This window comes from Pseudomonas sp. GW822-FHT02G04 (genome assembly GCF_058802085.1).
Genome location: NZ_JBXANU010000011.1, coordinates 20528 through 41022 on the forward strand (window position 1 = coordinate 20528; position 20495 = coordinate 41022).

A 20495-nucleotide genomic window follows, 5' to 3' on the forward strand; every position below is an offset into this window, starting at 1 on the left:
ATTTGAAGGTTTGCCAGATGCTGATTATTCCCGCTATCGATCTCAAAGACGGTGCCTGTGTTCGTCTGCGCCAGGGCCGCATGGAAGATTCCACAGTGTTCTCCGATGACCCGGTGAGCATGGCTGCCAAGTGGGTGGAGGGCGGTTGCCGTCGTCTGCATCTGGTCGACCTGAACGGCGCGTTCGAAGGCCAGCCGGTCAACGGCGAAGTGGTCACCGCCATCGCCAAGCGCTACCCGAACCTGCCGATCCAGATCGGCGGCGGTATCCGTTCCCTGGAAACCATTGAACACTACGTGAAAGCTGGCGTGAGCTACGTGATCATCGGCACCAAGGCCGTGAAAGATCCGGCCTTCGTCGCTGAAGCCTGCCGCGCGTTCCCGGGCAAGGTGATTGTCGGCCTCGATGCCAAAGACGGTTTTGTCGCCACCGACGGCTGGGCTGAAATCAGCACCGTGCAGGTCATTGACCTGGCCAAGCAATTCGAAGCCGACGGCGTGTCCGCGATCGTTTATACCGACATCGCCAAAGACGGCATGATGCAGGGCTGCAACGTCTCTTACACCGCTGCTTTGGCTGCTGCGACGAAGATCCCGGTCATTGCATCCGGCGGTATCCACAATCTGGGTGACATCAAGTCGCTGCTCGACGCCAAGGCGCCCGGCATCATCGGCGCCATCACCGGCCGGGCGATTTACGAAGGCACCCTCGACGTCGCTGAAGCGCAAGCTTTCTGCGATTCGTACAAAGGCTGAGGACTCACCATGGCGCTGGCCAAACGCATCATCCCTTGCCTGGACGTGGATAACGGCCGGGTGGTCAAGGGCGTCAAGTTCGAGAACATTCGCGACGCCGGCGACCCGGTGGAAATCGCCCGTCGCTACGACGAGCAGGGTGCCGACGAGATTACCTTTCTCGACATCACCGCCAGCGTCGACGGTCGCGACACCACGCTGCACACCGTCGAGCGCATGGCCAGCCAGGTGTTCATCCCGCTGACCGTGGGCGGCGGCGTGCGTACCGTGCAGGACATTCGCAATTTGCTGAATGCCGGCGCGGACAAGGTATCGATCAATACCGCCGCAGTGTTCAACCCGGAATTCGTCGGCGAAGCGGCGCAGCATTTCGGCTCGCAGTGCATTGTCGTCGCCATCGACGCCAAGAAAGTTTCCGGTCCTGGCGAAACCCCGCGCTGGGAAATCTTCACCCATGGTGGTCGCAAGCCAACCGGCCTCGACGCCGTTGAGTGGGCGAAGAAGATGGAAGGCCTCGGTGCCGGCGAAATCCTGCTGACCAGCATGGACCAGGACGGCATGAAAAACGGCTTCGACCTGGGCGTCACCCGCGCCATCAGCGATGCGCTGGGGATTCCGGTGATCGCCTCCGGTGGTGTCGGCAACTTGCAGCACCTGGCCGACGGCATTCTCGAAGGCCACGCCAGCGCGGTATTGGCGGCGAGTATTTTCCACTTCGGCGAATACACCGTTCAGGAAGCCAAGGCCTACATGGCTCATCGCGGAATCGTGATGCGTTAAACATACAGGCCGGTGGACAGTATGGCGGGCTCAAGGCACTCTTGGGCACGCCATGGATTCCGGTAGCCCGACATGCTTAAACGACTTCTTCTTGCCCTCGCTAGCGCTTCTCTGTTGTTCATCAACGGAGTTTATGCCGAAGAAAGTCCCGACACTGGCCTGGTGCTGCTGACGGAAAATTTCCCGCCGTACAACATGGCGAAGAACGGCAAGAACTTCGCCCAGGACGAGAACATCAACGGCATCGCCGTGGATATCGTCCGCGAGATGTTCAAGCGCGCCGACATCCCCTACAGTCTGACGCTGCGTTTCCCTTGGGAGCGAATCTACAAACTCGCCCTGGAAAAACCCGGTTATGGCGTGTTTGTGATGGCGCGGTTGCCGGACCGCGAGAAACTCTTCAAGTGGGTCGGCCCGATCGGCCCGGACGACTGGATCATGCTGGCCAAGGCCGATAGCAAGATCACCCTCGAGTCGCTGGAGCAGGCGCGCAAGTACATGATTGGCGCCTACAAGGGCGATGCGATTGCCGAGACGCTGGCCAAGCAAGGGCTGAAGCCGATTGTGGTGCTGCGCGATCAGGACAACGCGAAGAAACTGGTTAACGGTCAGATTGACCTGTGGGCCACCGGCGATCCGGCCGGGCGTTACCTGGCGCGGCAGGACGGGGTGACCGGGCTCAAGACTGTGCTGCGCTTCAATAGCGCCGAGTTGTACCTGGCGCTGAACAAGGACGTACCGGATGAGACCGTGGCCAAGCTGCAGGCCGCGCTGGATCAGTTGCGCAAGGAAGGCGTGGTGGACGACATCATGGCGCGGTATTTGTAGCGTGAATCAAAAGATCGCAGCCGAAGGCTGTGATCTGTTCAGCGGTACACGCCATCTTTCCCATGCCCGGCCGTCGCCTTGTTGCCACGTACGCTGATCATCAATTTGATGTCGATCCAGTCGATCCCCTGAGCCTTGAGCTTGGGCAACTCACGCTCCAGCACCGCCAGCGTCTGCGGATACGGATGCCCGATCATCACCGCCGAGCCCTGCTTGCGCGCCAGGCTGATCGCCGTCTGTAGTTGCGTGAAGATCGCCGCTTCGGTGCGCTCATCATCCAGAAACACATCCCGCGAAACGCTCGCCAAACCGATCTTCTGCGCCTCGGCGGCGGCCACGGTTTGTGCAGTGGTGCGGCTGTCGACGAAGAACTTGTGCCGACGCTGCAAGTCCGCCATCAGCCAGGCCATGGCCGGTTGCTGAGCGGTCATGCGGCTGCCCATATGGTTGTTGATGCCGGCGGCGTATGGCACTGCGTTGAACGCCGCATTCAGACGCTTCTCGAGTTCTTCGATGGGCAACTCGGGATGCCAGGCGAACGGTCCGGTGGCCGGGTCCATGGGCATGTGCAGAATGACAGTCTTGCCGGCGCGATGGGCTTCGCGGGCGAATTCGGTGGCGTGGGGCGTATCGGGCATGATCGCCGTGGTGACCGGGCCGGGCAGGGCCAGCACGCGACGATCCCGGGGCAGGTTCTGCCCCAGGTCATCAATGATCAGGCTCAGATAAGCCTTGTGAGCTGTGGTCGCTGTCGTAGCGGGCGCCGCATAAGCAACTCCCGCCAGACTGCACAGCAGACCGAGTAGCAACCGCAAGCGCATCTCAGTGGCCGCGGGTGATGCTCAGTCCTTTGAGCAGGCTCAGGGCCTGGGCCAACTGGTAATCGTCATCCTGCGGCATGGCCTTGGCTTTGCCGCTGGAACCGGTCGGTTTGTCGGCGCCGCCGTTGCCATTGCCCAGGTGACCTTGCAGATCGGCTTCCTTGAAATACTCGCCGTCCTGCTCGTTGGTGATCTTGGCCTTGCGCACTTCGATGTCCGGGACGATGCCCTGAGCCTGGATCGAGCGCCCGTTCGGCGTGTAGTACAGCGCCGTGGTGATTTTCAGTGCGCGATCGTTGTTCAGCGGCAACACGGTCTGGACCGAGCCTTTGCCGAAACTGGTGGTGCCCATGACCACCGCGCGTTTCTGATCCTGCAGGGCGCCGGCGACAATTTCCGAGGCCGAGGCGCTGCCGCCGTTGATCAGCACGACCATTGGCACGGCTTCGCTTTCGTCCTTGCCGGTGGCGGAGAAGCGCAGTTCGGAGTTGGCGATGCGGCCCTTGGTGTAGACGATCAGGCCCTTGGTGATGAAGTGGTCGACCACTTCCACCGCCGATTGCAGCACGCCGCCCGGGTTGTTACGCAGGTCGAGGACGATGCCGCTGAGCTTCTTGCCGTTGTCCTTGCGCAGCTTGGCCAGGGCCTTGGAGACCTCTTCGCCGGTCTTGACCTGGAACTGGGTGATGCGGAGGTAGCCGTAGCCGGACTCCAGCAACTGGCTCTTCACGCTCTTCACTTGAATGATGGCGCGGACCAGCGTCACATCGAATGGCGCGCCGCCGTCGCGAACCAGGGTCAGGGTGATCTTCTGGCCGATCTTGCCGCGCATCTTGTCCACGGCTTCGGTCATGCTCTGGCCGCGAGTGGGCTGGCCGTTGATCTTGACGATGAAGTCGCCGGCCTGAATGCCAGCCTTGGAGGCCGGGGTGTCATCGATGGGCGAAACCACTTTGATGAAACCGTCTTCCGCGCCGACTTCGATGCCCAGGCCGCCGAATTCGCCGCTGGTGCTTTCCTGCAATTCAGCGAAGTCTTCTGGGCCCAGGTAGGCGGAGTGCGGGTCGAGGTTGCTGAGCATGCCTTTGATGGCGTTTTCCAGCAGGGTCTTGTCGTCTACCGGTTCTACATAGGCTGCCTTGATCCGGTCCATGACTTCGGCAAAGGTGCGCAACTCGTCCAGCGGCAATGGCGCCTTGGTGGTCGCAGCGGTGCCGGCAGGCGCGACCGCCGGGGCCGGTTGAGCGGCAAACGCCAGAGGCGCGCCGATCACCAGGGCGATCGTCAGGGCCAGCGAGGTAAGGCGGGACAAATGCAGCATGTCGAACGAACTCCTGAAGTAGATGGCGTGCTTATCCTTGCGCACGGCACCATTGCGCTGGATCACTCGGGTGACCCTGCTGACGAATAGCGAAATACAGTGCTGGTGTGTCCTGCCCGCCACTGTTACCGACAGTGGAGATGGACTCACCGGCTTTTACCACGTCACCCGCAGACTTGAGCAGCGTCTGGTTGTGACCGTAAAGACTCAAAAAACCGTTGCCGTGGTCGAGAATCACCAGCAGCCCGGCGCCGCGCAGCCAGTCGGCAAACACCACGCGGCCGCCGTGAACGGCATGCACCTGGCTACCGGCGGAGGCGCTGATCATCACGCCGTCCCATTTGGTTCGGGCATCGTCGCCACGGGTTTCACCGAAGCGCGCCAGCAGTCGACCATCAACCGGCCATGGAAGTTTGCCGCGGGTGGAAGCAAAGGGGCCGCCAAAGGTCTCGCCTGAACTTGAAACCAGGGCGCCGGGCGTCGATTTGACGGGTTTGCGTGGGGCATCGGTGGCGTCTGCTGCTGCCTGAGCCTCACGTAACCGCTTTTTTTCGGCTTCCTGCTGGGCGATCAGCGCTTTTTGCCGCGCTTCTTCTGCCTCACGGGCCTGACGGGCCAGGGTTTCTTCAATGGTTTTAAGGACTTTAGACAGATCTGCCTGATCCTGCTCGCGGGTGGCCAGTTTCTGGTCTCGAGCCTTCACGTCGTCGTTGAGCTTGGCCAGGACTTGCTGGCGCTCTTTGCGGACCTTGTCGAGTTCGTCGCGCTGGCTGTCGAGGCTGCTTTTCTGCACCAGCAATTGCGCTTGCTGCATGGAGATGTCTTTTTCGACATTGGCCAGTTGGCGCAGGGTTTCGTTGAAATTCTTCAGCTGCTCCAGGCGGGCCTGGCTCAGGTAGTCGTAATAGGTGAGGGTGCGGGCGAATTTTTCCGGGTTCTGCTGGTTGAGCAGCAGTTTCAGGTACTCCTGGCGGCCATTCTGATAGGCCGCGCGGGCCTGGATGGCGATCAGTCGTTGCTGTTCAACGCGCGCGCTCTGGAGTTTTTTTTTCTCGGCATCGAGTCGCTGCAGCTCGGATTCGCTTTTCTTCAGCTCTTTTTGCAGCGCCTCGACCTGCTTCTCGAGCTTGCCCATCTCGGTTTCGGTGCCTTTGAGGTCTTTCTGCACCCCGGACTTTTCTTCCTGCAGCTTGCCCAGCAGCTTTTTCAGTTCGGCAATGTCCTGACGCGTGGCGTCCAACTGTTGTTGGGTTTGCGTGCGCTCGTCGGCAAAGGCCGGTTGGAGCAGGCATGTCAGAGCGAGGGCTATCAGGACGCGAAGCATAGAGGCGGGCGACACCAGGGAAAGGGACGGCCTAGTATGCCCGCCCCACGCTGCAAAAAAAACGCCCAATTGGGGCTGTGTGATAACTGGACTGAAAACCAATGTGGGAGCGAGCCTGTGTGGCGAGGGGGCTTGCCCCCGTTGGGTCGCGAAGCGGCCCCAAAACCTGCAATCGCGGTGTATCAGGTACACCGCATGCAGTTGTTTTACGACTGCTACGCAGCCGAACGGGGGCAAGCCCCCTCACCACACAAGCCCGCTCCCACAGGGTTGTGTGGTGTTTGAAGAGGCGGATTACACCAGAATCGAAGTTCCGGTCATTTCCACAGGCTTCGCAAGCCCCAGCAACTTCAGCATGGTCGGCGCCACGTCGGCCAGAACACCGCCTTCACGAACCTTCAAGTCACGCTTGCCGACATAGATGAACGGCACCGGCTCGGTGGTGTGAGCGGTGTGGGCCTGGCCGGTGGAGGCGTCGGACATTTGCTCGACGTTGCCGTGGTCGGCGGTAATCAGGGCTTCGCCGCCGACTTTTTCCAGGGCATCGACGATGCGGCCCACGCACAGGTCCAGGCACTCGACCGCTTTGACAGCCGCCTCGAACACACCACTGTGGCCGACCATGTCGCCGTTGGCGTAGTTGACCACGATCACGTCGTAACGCTGGTTTTCAATGGCATCGACGATGCGGTCGGTGACTTCCGGGGCACTCATCTCGGGCTGCAAGTCATAGGTGGCGACTTTTGGCGACGGGATCAGGATGCGTTCTTCGCCCGGGAACGGTTCTTCGCGACCGCCGGAGAAGAAGAAGGTCACGTGGGCATATTTCTCGGTTTCGGCGATGCGCAGCTGAGTCTTGCCGTTTTTCGCCAGGTAATCGCCCAGTACGTTTTCCAGGCTGCCCGCAGCGAAAGCCGACGGCGCGGGGATGCTGGCGGCGTATTGGGTCAACATGACGAAACCGGCCAGTTTTGGCTGGCGAGCACGTTCGAATTCCTTGAAATCGTCTTCGACGAACACGCGGGTCAGTTCGCGGGCACGGTCGGCGCGGAAGTTCATGAAGACCACGGCGTCGCCATCTTCGACCTTCACCGGCTCACCGATGCTGGTGGCTTTGACGAATTCGTCGCTCTCGCCACGTTCGTACGCGGCTTGCAGGCCTTCCTGGGCGGTGGCGGCGTTGAATTCGCTGGCGCCATCGACAATCAGGTTGTAGGCCTGGGACACGCGATCCCAACGGTTGTCGCGGTCCATGGCGTAGTAGCGGCCAATAATGCTGGCGATCCGGCCTTTGCCGAGGGCCTGGAAGGTCGCGTCCAGCAACTCGATCGACGACTGGGCGCTTTTCGGCGGAGTATCGCGGCCGTCGAGGAAGGCGTGCAGGTAGATTTTTTCGGCGCCGCGCTTGAAGGCCAGTTCAGCCATGGCGATCAGGTGGTCCTGGTGGCTGTGAACGCCGCCATCGGACAGCAGACCCATGAAGTGCACGGCCTTGCCGGCAGCAACGGCTTTATCCACCGCGGCGCAGATGGTCGGGTTCTCGAAGAACTCGCCGTCACGGATCGCTTTGGTCACGCGCGTGAAGTCCTGATACACCACCCGGCCGGCGCCGAGGTTCATGTGGCCAACTTCAGAGTTGCCCATCTGGCCGTCCGGCAAGCCGACGTCCATGCCGCTGCCCGAGATCAGGCCGTTCGGCACGGTGGCCCACAGACGGTCCAGTACGGGCTTCTTCGCCGCATAGATGGCGTTGGATTCAGGGCTCTCACTGTGACCGAAGCCGTCGAGAATAATCAGGACCAAAGGTTTAGGCGTGGTAGTCATGGATTCCACTCGTGGCTGAATTAAAAGAGGGCGATGGAAAAGGGAGTAGGAGTTTAAAGCTAAGTTCCGGCGCCGTCACCGCCGGACGGGGTTTGGCCCACCATAGTGGCTGTGTATACTGGCCGACATTTTAACGCCCTGGAACCTCCTTCGATGGTTGATCACCTGATTCAATTCGCCACCAACCACTACATTCTCGTGGGTATCTTCGTTGTACTGGCGGCCCTGCTATTGGCCTATCAGATGCAAGGCGGCGGCCGCAGCCTGAGCACCGGTGAACTGACCGGGCTGGTCAACAAGGACGCAGGCGTAGTGGTCGACATTCGTCCGACCAAGGATTTCGCCGCCGGTCACATCGTTGGCGCGTTGAACATTCCTCAGGACAAACTGACCGCTCGCGTCGGCGAACTGGAAAAGCACAAGGCCAAGACCATTATTCTGGTCGACGCCCTGGGCCAGACTGCCGGCACTCATGCCCGTGAACTGGTGAAAGCCGGCTTCACCGCTGCCAAGCTGTCTGGCGGTATTTCCAGCTGGAAAGCCGACAATCTGCCACTGGTGAAGTGATATGAACAACGTCGTCGTCTATTCCAGCGATTACTGCCCTTATTGCTCTCGAGCCAAGTACTTGCTCGAGAACAAAGGCGTAGCCTTCGAAGAGATCAAGGTCGATGGCAAGCCGCAGGTGCGTGCCGCGATGGCTCAGAAGGCCGGGCGTACGTCCGTGCCGCAGATCTGGATCGGCAGTACCCACGTTGGCGGCTGTGATGATTTGTTTGCCCTGGAGCGCGCCGGCAAGCTCGACGCCATGCTCAAGGCCTGACTGCGTTACTTAGAAATAGCTAATCCTATAAGACCCGAGATCAGAAAGGATCTGAGATGACTGACCAACAGAACACTGCAGCTAGCGAAGAAGAAAACGCACCGCAATTCTCCTTGCAGCGCATCTACGTACGTGACTTGTCCTTCGAAGCCCCGAAAAGCCCGGCAATCTTCCGCCAGCAGTGGGAACCGAGCGTCGGTCTGGATCTGAACACCCGTCAGAAGGCCCTGGAAGGTGACTTCCACGAAGTCGTGCTGACCCTGTCTGTCACCGTGAAAAACGGTGAAGAAGTGGCGTTCATTGCTGAAGTGCAACAGGCCGGGATCTTCCTGATCAAGAACCTGGACGCGGCGTCGATGAGCCACACCCTGGGCGCGTTCTGCCCGAACATCCTGTTCCCGTACGCTCGCGAAACCCTGGACAGCCTGGTGACCCGCGGTTCGTTCCCGGCCCTGATGCTGGCTCCGGTGAACTTCGACGCGCTGTACGCACAAGAGCTGCAACGTATGCAGGCGGCTGGCGAGACTCCGACCGTTCAATAAGCGTTCGATGCCGTAACGAAAAAAGCGCCGTAACGGGCGCTTTTTTCATGGGGCAAACGAACTCGCAGGGGGCAATGATCGTTCCCACGCTCTGCGTGGGAATGCAGCCCGTGACGCTCCGCGTCACACCGGTGGTCCTACTTGAACCCGAGCTGGCGCCACGCCTCGTACACCGCGATGGCCACGGTGTTGGACAGGTTCAGGCTGCGACAGCCTTCGCGCATGGGCAGGCGCAGGCGTTGTTCGCCGGGCAGGGCGTCGAGCACTTCGGCTGGCAAGCCGCGGCTTTCCGGGCCGAACAGGAACGCATCGCCCTCGGCGAAGCTGGCGTCGTGAAACGGCCGCGAGCCCTTGGTGGTAAAGGCGAACAGTCGAGGGTGGCCGAGGCTTTCCAGACAACTGGCGAGGTCTGCATGGCGTTGCAGGGTGGCATACTCGTGGTAATCGAGGCCCGCCCGGCGCAGGCGCTTGTCGTCCATCTCGAAGCCCAGCGGTTCGATCAAATGCAGGTGGCAGCCACTGTTGGCGCACAGCCTGATAACGTTGCCGGTATTCGGCGGAATTTCTGGTTGGAAAAGGATGACGTGAAACATGCACGGCTCCGAAGGTAAAGATGAGCAGCATTCTACGCCGCAAGCGGATCCCCGTTCGAAACTATTCCCGCGGGTGATGGCTTCGCTGGCGATTGTCGGGGTGATGGTGGGCCTGATGATCGGTCGTCTGACCGCGCCTGACCCCAGCGTTTTGCAGCAGGTCGAGGTGACCAGCGATGGGTTGGTGGTGTGGTTCAACAACGAACCAAAAAACCACGGCGAGATGGTCGACGGCAGTGTTGCGTTGCTGTTTGAGGCTGAAGGCCGTGCACAGAAAGGTCAGTTCAAGCTCAACGGCAAGGACGTGAACTGGCGAACGCGATTGAGTGATGGGGGATTGTTGCTGACGGTGGTGGCGGCCCGGCCACTGCAGGGTGAGTGGGCCGGTAGCGAGGTCGATGACCGCTGGCGGCTGGAGATCCATCTCCGAGAGCAATAAAAGAGGGAATCCCCGGCCTGCCTGTACCAAGGTTCCCAAAACGGGAGGGCTCGCGCATTGCATCGTGAGCCCAGTGTAAAGAGGGAATCCCCGGCCTGCCTGTACCAAGGACCCCAAAACTGGGTGGGCTCGTCGCTGTTGCGGTGTGAGCCCGGTGTAAAGAGGGGAATCCCCGGCCTGCCTGTACCAAGGTCCCCGAAACTGGGTAGTGAATCGAATCACTGATTGGACTATTGCAGGGCGCGTGCCAGTTTTTGACAGATTGAAGAAAGAAGTCGCTGAGCAGCGCTGAAGGCCCCGTATTACGGGGCTTTTGTGTTTTTGCAGTTCGGGTTTTGTTGCGGATGAATCGAGGACTTCAAAGTAGATGCCGTGCGCGATTGCGGTTCACGGTGCATTGCGGCGGTGCACGGAGGGACGATGATCGTTCCCACGCTCTGCGTGGGAATGCAGCCCGGGACGCTCCGCGTCCCTGCCGAAGCGGACGCAGAGCGTCCATTGAGGCATTCCCACGCGGGAGCGTGGGAACGATCAGGTGAAGGGATTAACCCTCATCCCCCTCATCATCATCCCCACCATCTACCTTCATCCCCAATTCCTTGATCTTGCGCGTCAAGGTATTGCGCCCCCAGCCCAGCAGCACGGCGGCGTCGCGGCGGCGGCCGGCGGTGTGTTTGAGGGCGGTTTCGATCATTATCCGCTCGAAACTCGGCACGGCGCTGTCGAGCAGGCTCGATTGGCCGCGTGCCAGCGCCTGGTCGGCCCACTGGCGCAGCGCCTGCTCCCAGTTGGTCACCGGTGCCGAATCCTGCGGCAGGCTCAGCAGCTCTGGCGGCAGGTCGCTGATGTGCACTTCGCGACCCGAAGCCATCACGGTGATCCAGCGGCAGGTGTTCTCCAGCTGACGCACGTTGCCCGGCCATGGCAGGTTTTTCAGGTATTCCTCGGTTTCGCTTTTCAGCAGCTTCGGTTCCACCGCCAGCTCTTGCGCGGCGCGGCTGAGGAAGTGCTTGGCCAGGGTCGGGATGTCTTCGCGACGGTCCGACAGCCGTGGAATGTGGATGCGGATCACGTTGAGGCGGTGGAACAAGTCCTCACGGAATTTCCCGGCGTGCACCAGGGTTTCCAGATTCTGGTGAGTTGCAGCGATGATGCGTACATCGACCTTCACCGGCGTGTGACCGCCGACGCGGTAAAACTCGCCATCCGCCAGTACTCGCAGCAAGCGAGTTTGGGTGTCCGCCGGCATGTCGCCGATTTCATCGAGGAACAGCGTGCCGCCGTCGGCCTGTTCAAAACGCCCGCGACGCAGGTTGGCTGCGCCGGTGAACGCGCCTTTTTCATGGCCGAACAGCTCGGATTCCATCAGGTCCTTGGGGATCGCCGCCATGTTCAGCGCAATGAACGGCGAGGTCGCCCGTGGGCTGTGACGGTGCAGGGCGTGGGCCACCAGTTCTTTACCGGTCCCGGATTCGCCGTTGATCAGCACGGTGATGTTGGAGTGGCTCAAGCGCCCGATGGCGCGAAACACTTCCTGCATCGCCGGCGCTTCGCCGATGATTTCCGGGGTGCGGGTCAGCGTCGGGACGACTTCCAGGCCTTGTTGTTCTTGAGCGTGCTGATTGGCGCGCTTGACCAGGGAAACGGCTTCGTCGACGTCGAACGGCTTGGGCAGGTATTCGAACGCGCCACCCTGATAGGACGCGACAGCGCTATCCAGGTCAGAGTGAGCGGTCATGATGATGACTGGCAGCCGTGGGTGTTGTTCGCGAATCCGCGCCAGAAGGTCCAGGCCGCTGGCACCCGGCATGCGAATGTCGGAGATGATCACGTCCGGCTGCTGGCGCGCCAGGCGGCTCATCACGCCGTCGGCGCTGTCGAAGCTTTGCGTGGTCATGCCTTCCTGTTGCAAGGCTTTTTCCAGGACCCAACGGATAGAACGGTCGTCATCGACGATCCACACGGTTTCACTACGGCTCATGTCGATGTGGCTCCTTGTTCCAGTGGCAGAAAGATCGAGAACGTGGTGTGGCCTGGATGGCTGTCACATTCGATCAGGCCCTGGTGCTGGCTGATGATGTTCTGGGTAATGGCCAGGCCCAGCCCGGTACCGTCCGGGCGGCCGCTGACCATAGGGAAGAAGATGGTTTCCTGCAGCTCGGCGGGGATCCCCGGGCCGTTGTCGATGATTTCGATCTTGGTCACCAGGCGATGGCGCACGTGGCCGATGGTGAACTGGCGCATGGCGCGGGTACGCAAGCTGATGCGGCCAAGGCGCAGCTCGTTCTGGCTGCTGATGGCCTGCATCGCGTTGCGGACGATGTTCAGCACGGCTTGAATCATCTGTTCGCGATCAATCAAGACATCCGGAATGCTTGGGTCGTAGTCGCGCACCAAAGTGATGCAGCCCTGACTTTCGGCCTCCACCAACTGACACACACGCTCCAGCACTTCGTGGACATTGCACATGGCCAGCGACGGCAGCTTGTTAGAGCCGAGCATGCGATCCACCAGATTGCGCAGGCGATCGGCCTCTTCAATGATGACGTTGGTGTAATCGCGCAGGCTTTCTTCCGGCAACTCACGGGCGAGCAACTGAGCCGCGCCGCGAATCCCGCCGAGAGGGTTCTTGATCTCGTGGGCGAGACCGCGCACCAGCATTTTGCTGGTTTCCTGCTTCGACAGTTGTGCCTCTTCCTTGGTGATCCGCAGCAAGCGGTCGCGGGGATGAACCTCCAGCAGCAGCATCGTGTCGCCATTGCTCAGGATCGGCGTTACCGCGTAGTCGACGGTCAGGGTCTGGCCGGTGAGGGCGGTGAGCATCGCTTCGCGCTTGGTGAACGGGTGCGCCTGCTCGACCGCCTGGCGCAGGGAGTTCAGCGCTTCGGTGGATTCGGTGAACAGCTCACTGATGAACTGCCCATGGCTACGCTGGCCGCTGATGGCCAGGAGCATCTCCGCCGCCGGGTTCATGTACTCGAGGCGCAGTTCGGCGTCGAGCAGGATGGTGGCGGTGGTCAGGTTGTCGAGTAGCAAGCGGTGTAGTGCGTCGCTAATGGTCATCAGGACCTCTTTTGGAGCAGGGCGCGCGAAAGGAAACAAGCGCTGATACGAGGAAAATGCAAAAACCAAACCAAGGCTCCGAAAAGAAGCGTTTAGAGCCTGAAACAGGCGTTTTACGCTCGTTTGCGTGGCGTTCTGCCAGCTTTTGCGGGTACTTTCGAACCAAAATGGGTTGAGATGTGAGTATGGTGCAGATTGTTGCACCAATATGGTGCGCAAGCCTGAACGAAGTTAGAAGAAGCGCAGGAAGGAGCTTTTTTCTTCTTCGGGTTTGTCTTTGAGGGGGCATTCCGGCCGTTGGCCGTAGTCGGTGAGGACGCAGGGTTTGACCTGGCGTTTCTGCGCCAGGGAAATGCGCAGCATGTGGAACGGCTGATTGGCCGTGCGTTCGACGGTGCGGCCCTGTTCGTCGAGGATTTCCACCGACAGGTTGTGGCTGCCGCGGTCGATGTTGTTCAGGGCGAATACCGGGCTGGGGCCGGGCTCGGCGGTGGGCTGGCCGTCCAGCAGCAATCGGTAACGATGGCCCCGTTGCAGGCCGGGTTCGCTGGTAACGCTGACGATCAATTCACCGGCACTGCTACGGATCGTGGCATCCGGTTCCGGTACCAGCACCCGAAGCATGTCGTAATGAAACAGTGGTATGGCCAGTTTTGATTTTGTCGCCGTCATGGGAGCCGCGCCGCTCGGGTTGGCCGACATTCGATTACTGGTCGCCAGTGGCACGCGCTTGGCGTTGCGGGTTCCCGGCTGATCGGTGAAGACCCGATTACCCTGGGCATCGACGTAGGTGAAAACTTCGGCCATTGCCGGCAGACAGACCAGGCACGCGATCAACAACCAGGCCCTCAAGGCTTATGCACCCGTTGTACGGTGAAGGTCACGGTGGGGCTCTGTTGCACGACGTTTTGCCCGTCGATCACCTGAACCGCGAGGTTGTGCTCGCCACGGTCGATGTTCACCAGTTGCAGAATCGGCACGTTACTTGGCTGGCCGTAGGATTGGCCGTCCAGCAACAGCCTCAATCGATGAGAGCCTTGCAGGCGTGGATTGATCAATACGCTGACGGTGAACGTGCCGTTGTTGGCGCGCAAGGCTTCTTCGGTGGGCAGGCCGGTCAACTCCAGCACCTGATAAGCGCTGTGGGGCTGGTCACGGCTACTGGCTTGCGCAGGCGCTACCGGCTCGCTTGGCGACTGACGCTCGACGCTGTTGAGCGGTGGCAATTCGACCGGCTGGGCGTTAACGCCATCGGGCGGTTGATTGCTGTAGGCAGTGTTGCCATTGGCATCGGTGTACTTGTAGATCTGCGCGGTGGCGGGCAGGGCGATCAGTACGAGCAGGCATAACAACAATGAGCGCATTGCAGGCTTCCATTGGCCGTTGGGCAAGTGTCCGGCCCTATTCCGTTCGTGGCGACTAAGCGCTGAGCATAGAGCACATCAGCGCATGTCGGCAGGCCGGCTCAGCGGCTGGCGCTGCACAACTCGGCGGTGGCGCGTACCCGGGCGAGCTCGCGCAGTGACACTTGGGCGCCGGATTTGTTGGCCTTGGCCAGCCAGGATGGGCACTGCGGGTCGTTGCGATAAGGGCTGAAATCGGCCAGTTGTTGCAGCAGGCGTTTTTGTAACTGATCAAGTTGCGGGCGAATCTGCCCGACGAGATCCGGGCGAGGGTCGTTGGGAGCCTTGCCTTGCGCATGCCAGTCAGACAAATGCGCATATTGCACCAGTTTGTTGGCCTCGATCTGCGCCGAGAAGAGCTGTTCGACGGCTTCGTTGCTCAATTTATAAGCAGGTGCCAGAGCAACGGCGCCGGCAATCACCTCACGCTCGCGCTGACGGTCCTCGACGGGTTTGCCGCTGTCCCATTTGCTCAACGCGACTTGATCGGCAATCGCCAGGCGCTCCTCAATGGTGCCAAGCAGCGGGGCGAGGGTGGCAGGTGCCGGGCTGGCAAAAGCGCTGTTGGCCAGCAAGGCAGTGAACAAGGCAAGGCATGGGCGTAGGCGCATGGAGGATCTCGGCTTTATCGGATGACGGGCATGATGCACGCAACCGGGCATCCGATGACAGACGTTCGCCCACAAAAAAGGCCTCCCGAAGGAGGCCTCTCTTTTGTCACGCCGCGTGTCGCGGCGCTACCGGATCAGCAGCTGTAGTACAGCTCATATTCCAGTGGGTGTACGAAGGTGCGAACCTTGATTTCTTCTTCGCTTTTCAGAGCGATGTAAGCGTCGATGAAGTCGTCGCTGAAAACGCCACCTTTGGTCAGGAACGCACGACCTTTGTCCAGCTCTTCCAGGGCTTCTTTCAGGCTGCCGCAAACTTGTGGGATCTCTTTCGCCTCTTCAGGCGGCAGGTCGTACAGGTTTTTGTCAGCTGCGTCGCCAGGGTGGATCTTGTTCTGGATGCCGTCCAGGCCAGCCATCAACAGTGCAGCGAAGCCCAGGTACGGGTTAGCTGCTGGATCCGGGAAACGGGCTTCGATACGGCGAGCGCGAGGGCTGGACACGTAAGGAATACGGATCGAAGCGGAACGGTTGCGAGCCGAGTAGGCCAGCATCACTGGAGCTTCGAAACCTGGGACCAGACGCTTGTAGGAGTTGGTCGACGGGTTGGTGAAGCCGTTCAGAGCCTTACCGTGCTTGATGATGCCGCCGATGAAGTACAGAGCGGTGTCAGACAGGCCGGCATAGCCTTCGCCAGCGAAGGTGTTCTTGCCATCTTTGGCGATGGACAGGTGAACGTGCATACCCGAACCGTTGTCGCCGTACAGAGGCTTAGGCATGAAGGTCGCGGTGCGGCCGTATGCATCAGCTACGTTGTGTACGCAGTATTTCAGGGTCTGAACTTCGTCAGCCTTGGCAACCAGGGTGTTGAACTTCACGCCGATTTCGTTCTGACCGGCAGTCGCCACTTCGTGGTGGTGAACTTCGATGACCAGGCCCATTTCTTCCATGGCGTTGCACATGGAGGTACGGATTTCGTGGTCGTGGTCGAACGGTGGAACCGGGAAGTAGCCACCTTTGACGCCTGGACGGTGGCCTTTGTTGCCGCCTTCCACGTCCTGGTCGGACATCCACGAACCTTGTTCGGAGAAGATTTTGAACATGGAGCCGGAGATGTCGGACTTGAACTTCACTTCGTCGAAGATGAAGAACTCAGGCTCTGGACCCACAAATACGGTGTCGCCGATACCGGTCGACTTCAGGTATTCCTCGGCACGCTTGGCGATCGCCCGTGGGTCGCGGTCGTAGCCTTGCATGGTCGAAGGCTCGATCACGTCGCAAACCAGGATCAGGGTCGGCTCTTCGGTGAACGGGTCGAGAACGGCAGTGCTGTCGTCCGGCATCAGGATCATGTCGGAAGCTTCGATGCCTTTCCAGCCAGCGATGGAGGAACCGTCGAACATTTTGCCTTCTTCGAAGAAAGCTTCATCCAGCACATCGCGAGCCGGCATGGTCACGTGGTGCTGAGTGCCTTTGGTGTCCGTGAAGCGCAGATCAATCCACTTGACGTCATGATCTTTGATGAGTTGAACCGACTTCGACATAGTGTCCTCCGGGTGGCTTCGGGCTTAGTAGTGGATGCCCTTAGAATGTGGGTGATGCCGGCGCGAATACTCTGCCAAGGCAACCTGCCTCACAAGGGAGCAAATTGCATGCCAGTGCCTCATCATGGGTTTTTTGCCCCAATATCACGCTTATTAGGGGGTGGCGCACCATAAAGCGCAAAATCTCGCCCTGTAATGTAGCGTCGAATTCCATAAATGACCTGTTTTGGTGCGTGCAAAACCTTCTGCACATTAACTGGTTAAACCTTGAGCAATTTCCGCTATAATCCGCGCCCCCCTTTTTCGGCTGGCCCTGCGCGCGCTGTTTTCATGAAACTAATCGTAAAAGTCTTCCCCGAGATCACCATCAAGAGCCGCCCGGTCCGGATGCGTTTCATCCGCCAGTTGGCCAAAAACATCCGTACCGTGCTCCGCGATCTGGACCCGGCCGTGGTGGTGAACGGTGTGTGGGACAATCTCGAGCTGGAAACCCGCGTCAGCGACCCCAAGGTCCTGAAAGAGATGGGCGAGCGCCTGACTTGCACGCCGGGCATCGCGCACTTTTTGCAGATCGACGAGTACCCGCTGGGCGACTTCGACGACATCGTCGAGAAGTGCAAGCAGCACTACGGCGATGCGCTGGCCGGAAAGATTTTCTCGGTGCGCTGCAAGCGTGCGGGCAAGCACCCATTCAGTTCGATAGACATCGAGAAATATGTCGGCAGCCAGTTGCGCCGTCAGTGCGGTGCCGCCGGGATCGACCTGAAAAAGCCCGAAATTGAAGTCCGTATCGAAGTTCGCGACCAACGGTTGTTCGTGATCCACAGCCAGCACAACGGCATCGGCGGTTATCCGCTCGGCGCCCTGGAGCAGACGCTGGTGCTGATGTCCGGCGGCTTCGACTCGACCGTGGCGGCCTACCAGATCATGCGCCGCGGCCTGATGAGCCACTTCTGCTTCTTCAACCTGGGCGGACGTGCCCACGAATTGGGCGTCATGGAAGTCGCGCATTTCATCTGGAAGAAGTACGGCAGCTCCCAACGCGTGTTATTTGTCAGTGTGCCGTTCGAGGAAGTGCTGGGCGAGATTCTCGGCAAAGTCGATAACAGTCATATGGGCGTCGTATTGAAGCGTATGATGTTACGCGCCGCGTCCAGTATCGCTGACCGGCTGCACATCGATGCGCTGGTCACCGGCGAAGCGATCTCCCAGGTATCGAGCCAGACCCTGCCGAACCTGTCGGTGATCGACTGTGTGACCGATAAACTGGTGCTGCGCCCGCTGATCGCCAGCCACAAGCAGGACATCATCGACACGGCCAACGAGATCGGCACCGCCGATTTCGCCCGGCACATGCCGGAGTACTGCGGGGTCATCTCGGTCAATCCGAAAACCGCGGCCAAGCGCTACCGCGTTGAACACGAAGAGAAAGAATTCGACATGGCGGTGCTCGAGCGTGCGCTCGAAAACGCCAAACTGGTGCCGATCGATCGGGTGATCGACGAATTGGGCCAGGACTTGCAGATTGAAGAAGTCAGCGAAGCGCTGGCGGGCCAGATCATCATCGATATCCGTCACCCGGATGCCGCCGAAGACGACCCGCTGGAGCTTTCTGGCATTGAGGTACAAACGATGCCGTTTTATGCACTGAACGCTCGTTTCAAGGAACTGGACCCTACTCGCCAGTACCTGCTGTATTGCGACAAAGGCGTGATGAGTCGCCTGCATGCCCACCATTTGCTCAGTGAGGGGCATGCCAATGTGCGCGTTTATCGACCGAGCTAAGTGCCCGGGGCTGTTTGCCTGTGGCCTGCGTCACCGGCCCCCCGACACTGCCGTCAAGCTGTAACGGCCATGCCGGACACTACTGTCAATCGCTGCCAAGACTTGTCAGCACACCGAATCCTCTGATCGAGATACACAAGTGATCGAAAATCTACGCAACATCGCCATCATTGCCCACGTTGACCATGGTAAAACCACCCTGGTAGACAAACTCTTGCGTCAATCCGGCACCCTGGAGCGCAACGAGCTCAACGACGAGCGCGTGATGGACTCCAACGACCAGGAGAAAGAGCGCGGTATTACCATTCTGGCGAAAAACACCGCCATCAACTGGAACGGCTACCACATCAACATCGTGGACACCCCGGGCCACGCCGACTTCGGCGGCGAAGTTGAACGCGTAATGTCGATGGTCGACTCCGTTCTGCTGCTGGTTGACGCTCAAGACGGCCCTATGCCGCAAACCCGTTTCGTGACCAAGAAGGCGTTCGAAGCCGGCCTGCGTCCAATCGTGTGCATCAACAAGGTTGACCGTCCAGGCGCGCGTCCGGACTGGGTTCTGGACCAGATCTTCGACCTGTTCGACAACCTGGGTGCTACCGAAGAACAGCTGGACTTCAAAGTCGTCTACGCCTCGGCCCTGAACGGCATCGCCGGTCTGGACCACACCGACATGGCTGAAGACATGACCCCGTTGTACCAGTCGATCGTCGACAACGTACCGGCTCCTAAAGTTGACCGTGAAGGCCCGTTCCAGATGCAAATCTCGGCACTGGACTACAACAGCTTCCTGGGTGTTATCGGTGTTGGCCGTATCGCTCGTGGTAGCGTCAAGCCGAACACTCCAGTCGTGGCCATTGGCGCCGACGGCAAGAAGCGTAACGGTCGTATCCTGAAGCTGATGGGTCACCACGGCCTGCACCGTATCGACGTTGAAGAAGCGTTTGCCGGTGACATCGTGTGCGTGAGCGGTATGGACTCGCTGTTCATCTCCGACACCCTGTGCCAGCCGGACAACGTCGAGGCGATGAAGCCTCTGACCGTTGACGAGCCAACCGTTTCCATGACCTTCCAGGTAAACGACTCGCCTTTCTGCGGTAAAGAAGGCAAGTTCGTGACTTCCCGTAACATCAAGGAGCGTCTGGACAAAGAGCTGCTGTACAACGTTGCACTGCGCGTTGAAGAAGGCGACTCGGCTGACAAGTTCAAGGTTTCCGGCCGTGGTGAGCTGCACCTCTCGGTACTGATCGAAACCATGCGTCGCGAAGGCTTCGAAATGGGCGTTGGTCGTCCGGAAGTGATCATCCGTCAAGTTGACGGCGTGAAGCAGGAACCGTTCGAAAACGTAACCATCGACACCCCTGAAGAATCTCAGGGCAAGGTCATGGAAGAGATGGGCCTGCGTAAAGGCGACCTGACCAACATGGTGCCGGATGGCAAAGGCCGTGTTCGTCTGGAATACAACATCCCTGCTCGCGGTCTGATCGGTTTCCGTAACCAGTTCCTGACCCTGACCAACGGTGCTGGCATCCTGACCTCGATCTTCGATCGCTACGACACCATGAAGTCCGGCGACATGTCCGGCCGTCAGAACGGTGTTCTGGTATCGGTAGAAACCGGCAAGGCACTGACCTACTCCCTGGAAACCCTGCAGGCGCGTGGCAAGCTGTTCGTTGAACACGGTCAAGAGATCTACAACGGTCAGATCGTTGGTCTGAACAGCCGTGACAACGACATGGGCGTCAACCCAACCAAAGGCAAGAAGCTCGACAACATGCGTGCTTCGGGTAAAGACGAAACCATCGCCCTGGTTCCACCTGTTCGCTTCACTCTGGAGCAGGCTCTGGAATTCATCCAGGATGACGAGTTGTGCGAAGTGACACCTAAGTCGATCCGCCTGCGTAAGAAGATCCTGGACGAAGGCGAGCGTACCCGCGCTGCCAAGAAAGCCAAGAACTGAGTTAACTCAGGCTGAATGAAAACGCCCCCGGTCGAAAGGCCGGGGGCGTTTTTGTTTGTCTGGGTTTTGTGCGGTGTTTGTG

The 20495-nt window shown here is 59.8% G+C and carries 20 protein-coding genes; 9 read left to right on the plus strand and 11 right to left on the minus strand.

Going from position 1 to position 20495, the window contains the following annotated elements; translation table 11 throughout:
- Positions 1–17: 17 nt before the first annotated feature.
- The 3 genes from hisA to AC1RO5_RS15710 all read left to right on the plus strand — a co-directional run bounded on the left by hisA (position 18) and on the right by AC1RO5_RS15710 (position 2363).
- Positions 18–755 (plus strand): 1-(5-phosphoribosyl)-5-[(5-phosphoribosylamino)methylideneamino]imidazole-4-carboxamide isomerase, encoded by a 738-nt coding sequence (gene hisA / locus AC1RO5_RS15700; RefSeq protein ID WP_019581800.1) that lies wholly within the window; start codon positions 18–20, stop codon positions 753–755.
- 9 nt (positions 756–764) lie between these two features.
- On the plus strand, positions 765–1535 hold the full coding sequence (gene hisF, locus AC1RO5_RS15705; protein ID WP_007897430.1) for an imidazole glycerol phosphate synthase subunit HisF: 771 nt from the start codon (positions 765–767) through the stop codon (positions 1533–1535).
- 72 nt (positions 1536–1607) lie between these two features.
- Positions 1608–2363 carry a substrate-binding periplasmic protein gene (locus AC1RO5_RS15710; protein WP_493176090.1) on the plus strand — a complete coding sequence of 252 codons (756 nt, stop codon included), beginning with the start codon at positions 1608–1610 and terminating at the stop codon, positions 2361–2363.
- A 38-nt stretch (positions 2364–2401) separates the two neighbouring features.
- Here the strand turns inward: AC1RO5_RS15710 and AC1RO5_RS15715 are convergent, their stop codons facing one another.
- From AC1RO5_RS15715 to gpmI, 4 genes are all read right to left on the minus strand, one after another.
- A complete protein-coding gene (locus AC1RO5_RS15715) occupies positions 2402–3184 on the minus strand; it encodes a divergent polysaccharide deacetylase family protein (protein WP_493176092.1) in 783 nt (260 codons plus the stop codon).
- Between the two features lies 1 nt (position 3185).
- Positions 3186–4505, minus strand: a complete 1320-nt coding sequence (locus tag AC1RO5_RS15720; protein ID WP_493176242.1) for a S41 family peptidase — start codon at positions 4503–4505, stop codon at positions 3186–3188.
- A 31-nt stretch (positions 4506–4536) separates the two neighbouring features.
- Positions 4537–5829, minus strand: a complete 1293-nt coding sequence (locus AC1RO5_RS15725; RefSeq protein ID WP_493176094.1) for a murein hydrolase activator EnvC family protein — start codon at positions 5827–5829, stop codon at positions 4537–4539.
- 294 nt (positions 5830–6123) lie between these two features.
- Positions 6124–7653, minus strand: coding sequence for a 2,3-bisphosphoglycerate-independent phosphoglycerate mutase (gene gpmI, locus AC1RO5_RS15730; RefSeq protein ID WP_493176096.1), 1530 nt, complete (start codon positions 7651–7653; stop codon positions 6124–6126).
- 153 nt (positions 7654–7806) lie between these two features.
- Here gpmI and AC1RO5_RS15735 point away from each other — a divergent pair, with 153 nt between their 5' ends.
- From AC1RO5_RS15735 to secB, 3 genes are read left to right on the plus strand one after another with little or no spacing between them, the layout of a single operon-like run.
- Positions 7807–8220, plus strand: coding sequence for a rhodanese-like domain-containing protein (locus tag AC1RO5_RS15735; RefSeq protein WP_096481392.1), 414 nt, complete (start codon positions 7807–7809; stop codon positions 8218–8220).
- A 1-nt stretch (position 8221) separates the two neighbouring features.
- On the plus strand, positions 8222–8476 hold the full coding sequence (grxC, locus tag AC1RO5_RS15740) for a glutaredoxin 3 (protein WP_007939440.1): 255 nt from the start codon (positions 8222–8224) through the stop codon (positions 8474–8476).
- Between the two features lie 56 nt (positions 8477–8532).
- Positions 8533–9018: a protein-export chaperone SecB gene (gene secB / locus AC1RO5_RS15745; protein ID WP_007939439.1), complete on the plus strand. Its 486-nt coding sequence runs from the start codon at positions 8533–8535 to the stop codon at positions 9016–9018.
- Between the two features lie 137 nt (positions 9019–9155).
- Here the strand turns inward: secB and trmL are convergent, their stop codons facing one another.
- On the minus strand, positions 9156–9611 hold the full coding sequence (gene trmL, locus AC1RO5_RS15750; protein WP_007939438.1) for a tRNA (uridine(34)/cytosine(34)/5-carboxymethylaminomethyluridine(34)-2'-O)-methyltransferase TrmL: 456 nt from the start codon (positions 9609–9611) through the stop codon (positions 9156–9158).
- On the opposite strand from trmL, the gene AC1RO5_RS15755 reads away from it, so the two are divergent.
- A complete protein-coding gene (locus AC1RO5_RS15755; protein ID WP_493176099.1) occupies positions 9610–10050 on the plus strand; it encodes a hypothetical protein in 441 nt (146 codons plus the stop codon). The genes trmL and AC1RO5_RS15755 overlap by 2 nt on opposite strands.
- A gap of 544 nt (positions 10051–10594) precedes the next feature.
- Here AC1RO5_RS15755 and ntrC read toward each other — a convergent pair.
- From ntrC to glnA, 6 genes are all read right to left on the minus strand, one after another.
- The gene (gene ntrC, locus AC1RO5_RS15760) at positions 10595–12031 is read right to left on the minus strand and encodes a nitrogen regulation protein NR(I) (protein WP_493176100.1); all 1437 of its coding nucleotides are present in this window, start codon (positions 12029–12031) and stop codon (positions 10595–10597) included.
- Positions 12028–13113: a nitrogen regulation protein NR(II) gene (glnL, locus tag AC1RO5_RS15765; protein WP_018929201.1), complete on the minus strand. Its 1086-nt coding sequence runs from the start codon at positions 13111–13113 to the stop codon at positions 12028–12030. Before glnL ends, ntrC begins: the two co-directional genes overlap by 4 nt.
- 231 nt (positions 13114–13344) lie before the next feature.
- The gene (locus AC1RO5_RS15770; RefSeq protein ID WP_493176102.1) at positions 13345–13965 is read right to left on the minus strand and encodes a DUF4124 domain-containing protein; all 621 of its coding nucleotides are present in this window, start codon (positions 13963–13965) and stop codon (positions 13345–13347) included.
- A complete protein-coding gene (locus tag AC1RO5_RS15775; protein ID WP_493176104.1) occupies positions 13962–14477 on the minus strand; it encodes a DUF4124 domain-containing protein in 516 nt (171 codons plus the stop codon). Before AC1RO5_RS15775 ends, AC1RO5_RS15770 begins: the two co-directional genes overlap by 4 nt.
- 101 nt (positions 14478–14578) lie before the next feature.
- Positions 14579–15127 (minus strand): chorismate mutase, encoded by a 549-nt coding sequence (locus tag AC1RO5_RS15780; protein WP_493176106.1) that lies wholly within the window; start codon positions 15125–15127, stop codon positions 14579–14581.
- A 134-nt stretch (positions 15128–15261) separates the two neighbouring features.
- The gene (gene glnA / locus AC1RO5_RS15785; RefSeq protein ID WP_493176108.1) at positions 15262–16668 is read right to left on the minus strand and encodes a glutamate--ammonia ligase; all 1407 of its coding nucleotides are present in this window, start codon (positions 16666–16668) and stop codon (positions 15262–15264) included.
- A 330-nt stretch (positions 16669–16998) separates the two neighbouring features.
- Between glnA and thiI the strand changes: the two genes are divergently transcribed.
- Both thiI and typA read left to right on the plus strand, forming a co-directional pair.
- Positions 16999–18453 (plus strand): tRNA uracil 4-sulfurtransferase ThiI, encoded by a 1455-nt coding sequence (gene thiI / locus AC1RO5_RS15790; protein WP_477814811.1) that lies wholly within the window; start codon positions 16999–17001, stop codon positions 18451–18453.
- Positions 18454–18592: 139 nt separating this feature from the next.
- A complete protein-coding gene (gene typA, locus AC1RO5_RS15795) occupies positions 18593–20413 on the plus strand; it encodes a translational GTPase TypA (RefSeq protein WP_008028025.1) in 1821 nt (606 codons plus the stop codon).
- Positions 20414–20495 lie beyond the last annotated feature (82 nt).

What these genes read in the sequence shown, in the direction of transcription:
- hisA (WP_019581800.1), top strand. Translation starts at nt 18, where the DNA reads ATGCTGATTATTCCCGCTATCGATCTCAAAGACGGTGCCTGTGTTCGT.
- hisF (WP_007897430.1), top strand. Translation starts at nt 765, where the DNA reads ATGGCGCTGGCCAAACGCATCATCCCTTGCCTGGACGTGGATAACGGC.
- AC1RO5_RS15710 (WP_493176090.1), top strand. Translation starts at nt 1,608, where the DNA reads ATGCTTAAACGACTTCTTCTTGCCCTCGCTAGCGCTTCTCTGTTGTTC.
- AC1RO5_RS15715 (WP_493176092.1), bottom strand. Translation starts at nt 3,184, where the DNA reads ATGCGCTTGCGGTTGCTACTCGGTCTGCTGTGCAGTCTGGCGGGAGTT.
- AC1RO5_RS15720 (WP_493176242.1), bottom strand. Translation starts at nt 4,505, where the DNA reads ATGCTGCATTTGTCCCGCCTTACCTCGCTGGCCCTGACGATCGCCCTG.
- AC1RO5_RS15725 (WP_493176094.1), bottom strand. Translation starts at nt 5,829, where the DNA reads ATGCTTCGCGTCCTGATAGCCCTCGCTCTGACATGCCTGCTCCAACCG.
- gpmI (WP_493176096.1), bottom strand. Translation starts at nt 7,653, where the DNA reads ATGACTACCACGCCTAAACCTTTGGTCCTGATTATTCTCGACGGCTTC.
- AC1RO5_RS15735 (WP_096481392.1), top strand. Translation starts at nt 7,807, where the DNA reads ATGGTTGATCACCTGATTCAATTCGCCACCAACCACTACATTCTCGTG.
- grxC (WP_007939440.1), top strand. Translation starts at nt 8,222, where the DNA reads ATGAACAACGTCGTCGTCTATTCCAGCGATTACTGCCCTTATTGCTCT.
- secB (WP_007939439.1), top strand. Translation starts at nt 8,533, where the DNA reads ATGACTGACCAACAGAACACTGCAGCTAGCGAAGAAGAAAACGCACCG.
- AC1RO5_RS15755 (WP_493176099.1), top strand. Translation starts at nt 9,610, where the DNA reads ATGCACGGCTCCGAAGGTAAAGATGAGCAGCATTCTACGCCGCAAGCG.
- trmL (WP_007939438.1), bottom strand. Translation starts at nt 9,611, where the DNA reads ATGTTTCACGTCATCCTTTTCCAACCAGAAATTCCGCCGAATACCGGC.
- ntrC (WP_493176100.1), bottom strand. Translation starts at nt 12,031, where the DNA reads ATGAGCCGTAGTGAAACCGTGTGGATCGTCGATGACGACCGTTCTATC.
- glnL (WP_018929201.1), bottom strand. Translation starts at nt 13,113, where the DNA reads ATGACCATTAGCGACGCACTACACCGCTTGCTACTCGACAACCTGACC.
- AC1RO5_RS15775 (WP_493176104.1), bottom strand. Translation starts at nt 14,477, where the DNA reads ATGCGCTCATTGTTGTTATGCCTGCTCGTACTGATCGCCCTGCCCGCC.
- AC1RO5_RS15780 (WP_493176106.1), bottom strand. Translation starts at nt 15,127, where the DNA reads ATGCGCCTACGCCCATGCCTTGCCTTGTTCACTGCCTTGCTGGCCAAC.
- glnA (WP_493176108.1), bottom strand. Translation starts at nt 16,668, where the DNA reads ATGTCGAAGTCGGTTCAACTCATCAAAGATCATGACGTCAAGTGGATT.
- thiI (WP_477814811.1), top strand. Translation starts at nt 16,999, where the DNA reads ATGAAACTAATCGTAAAAGTCTTCCCCGAGATCACCATCAAGAGCCGC.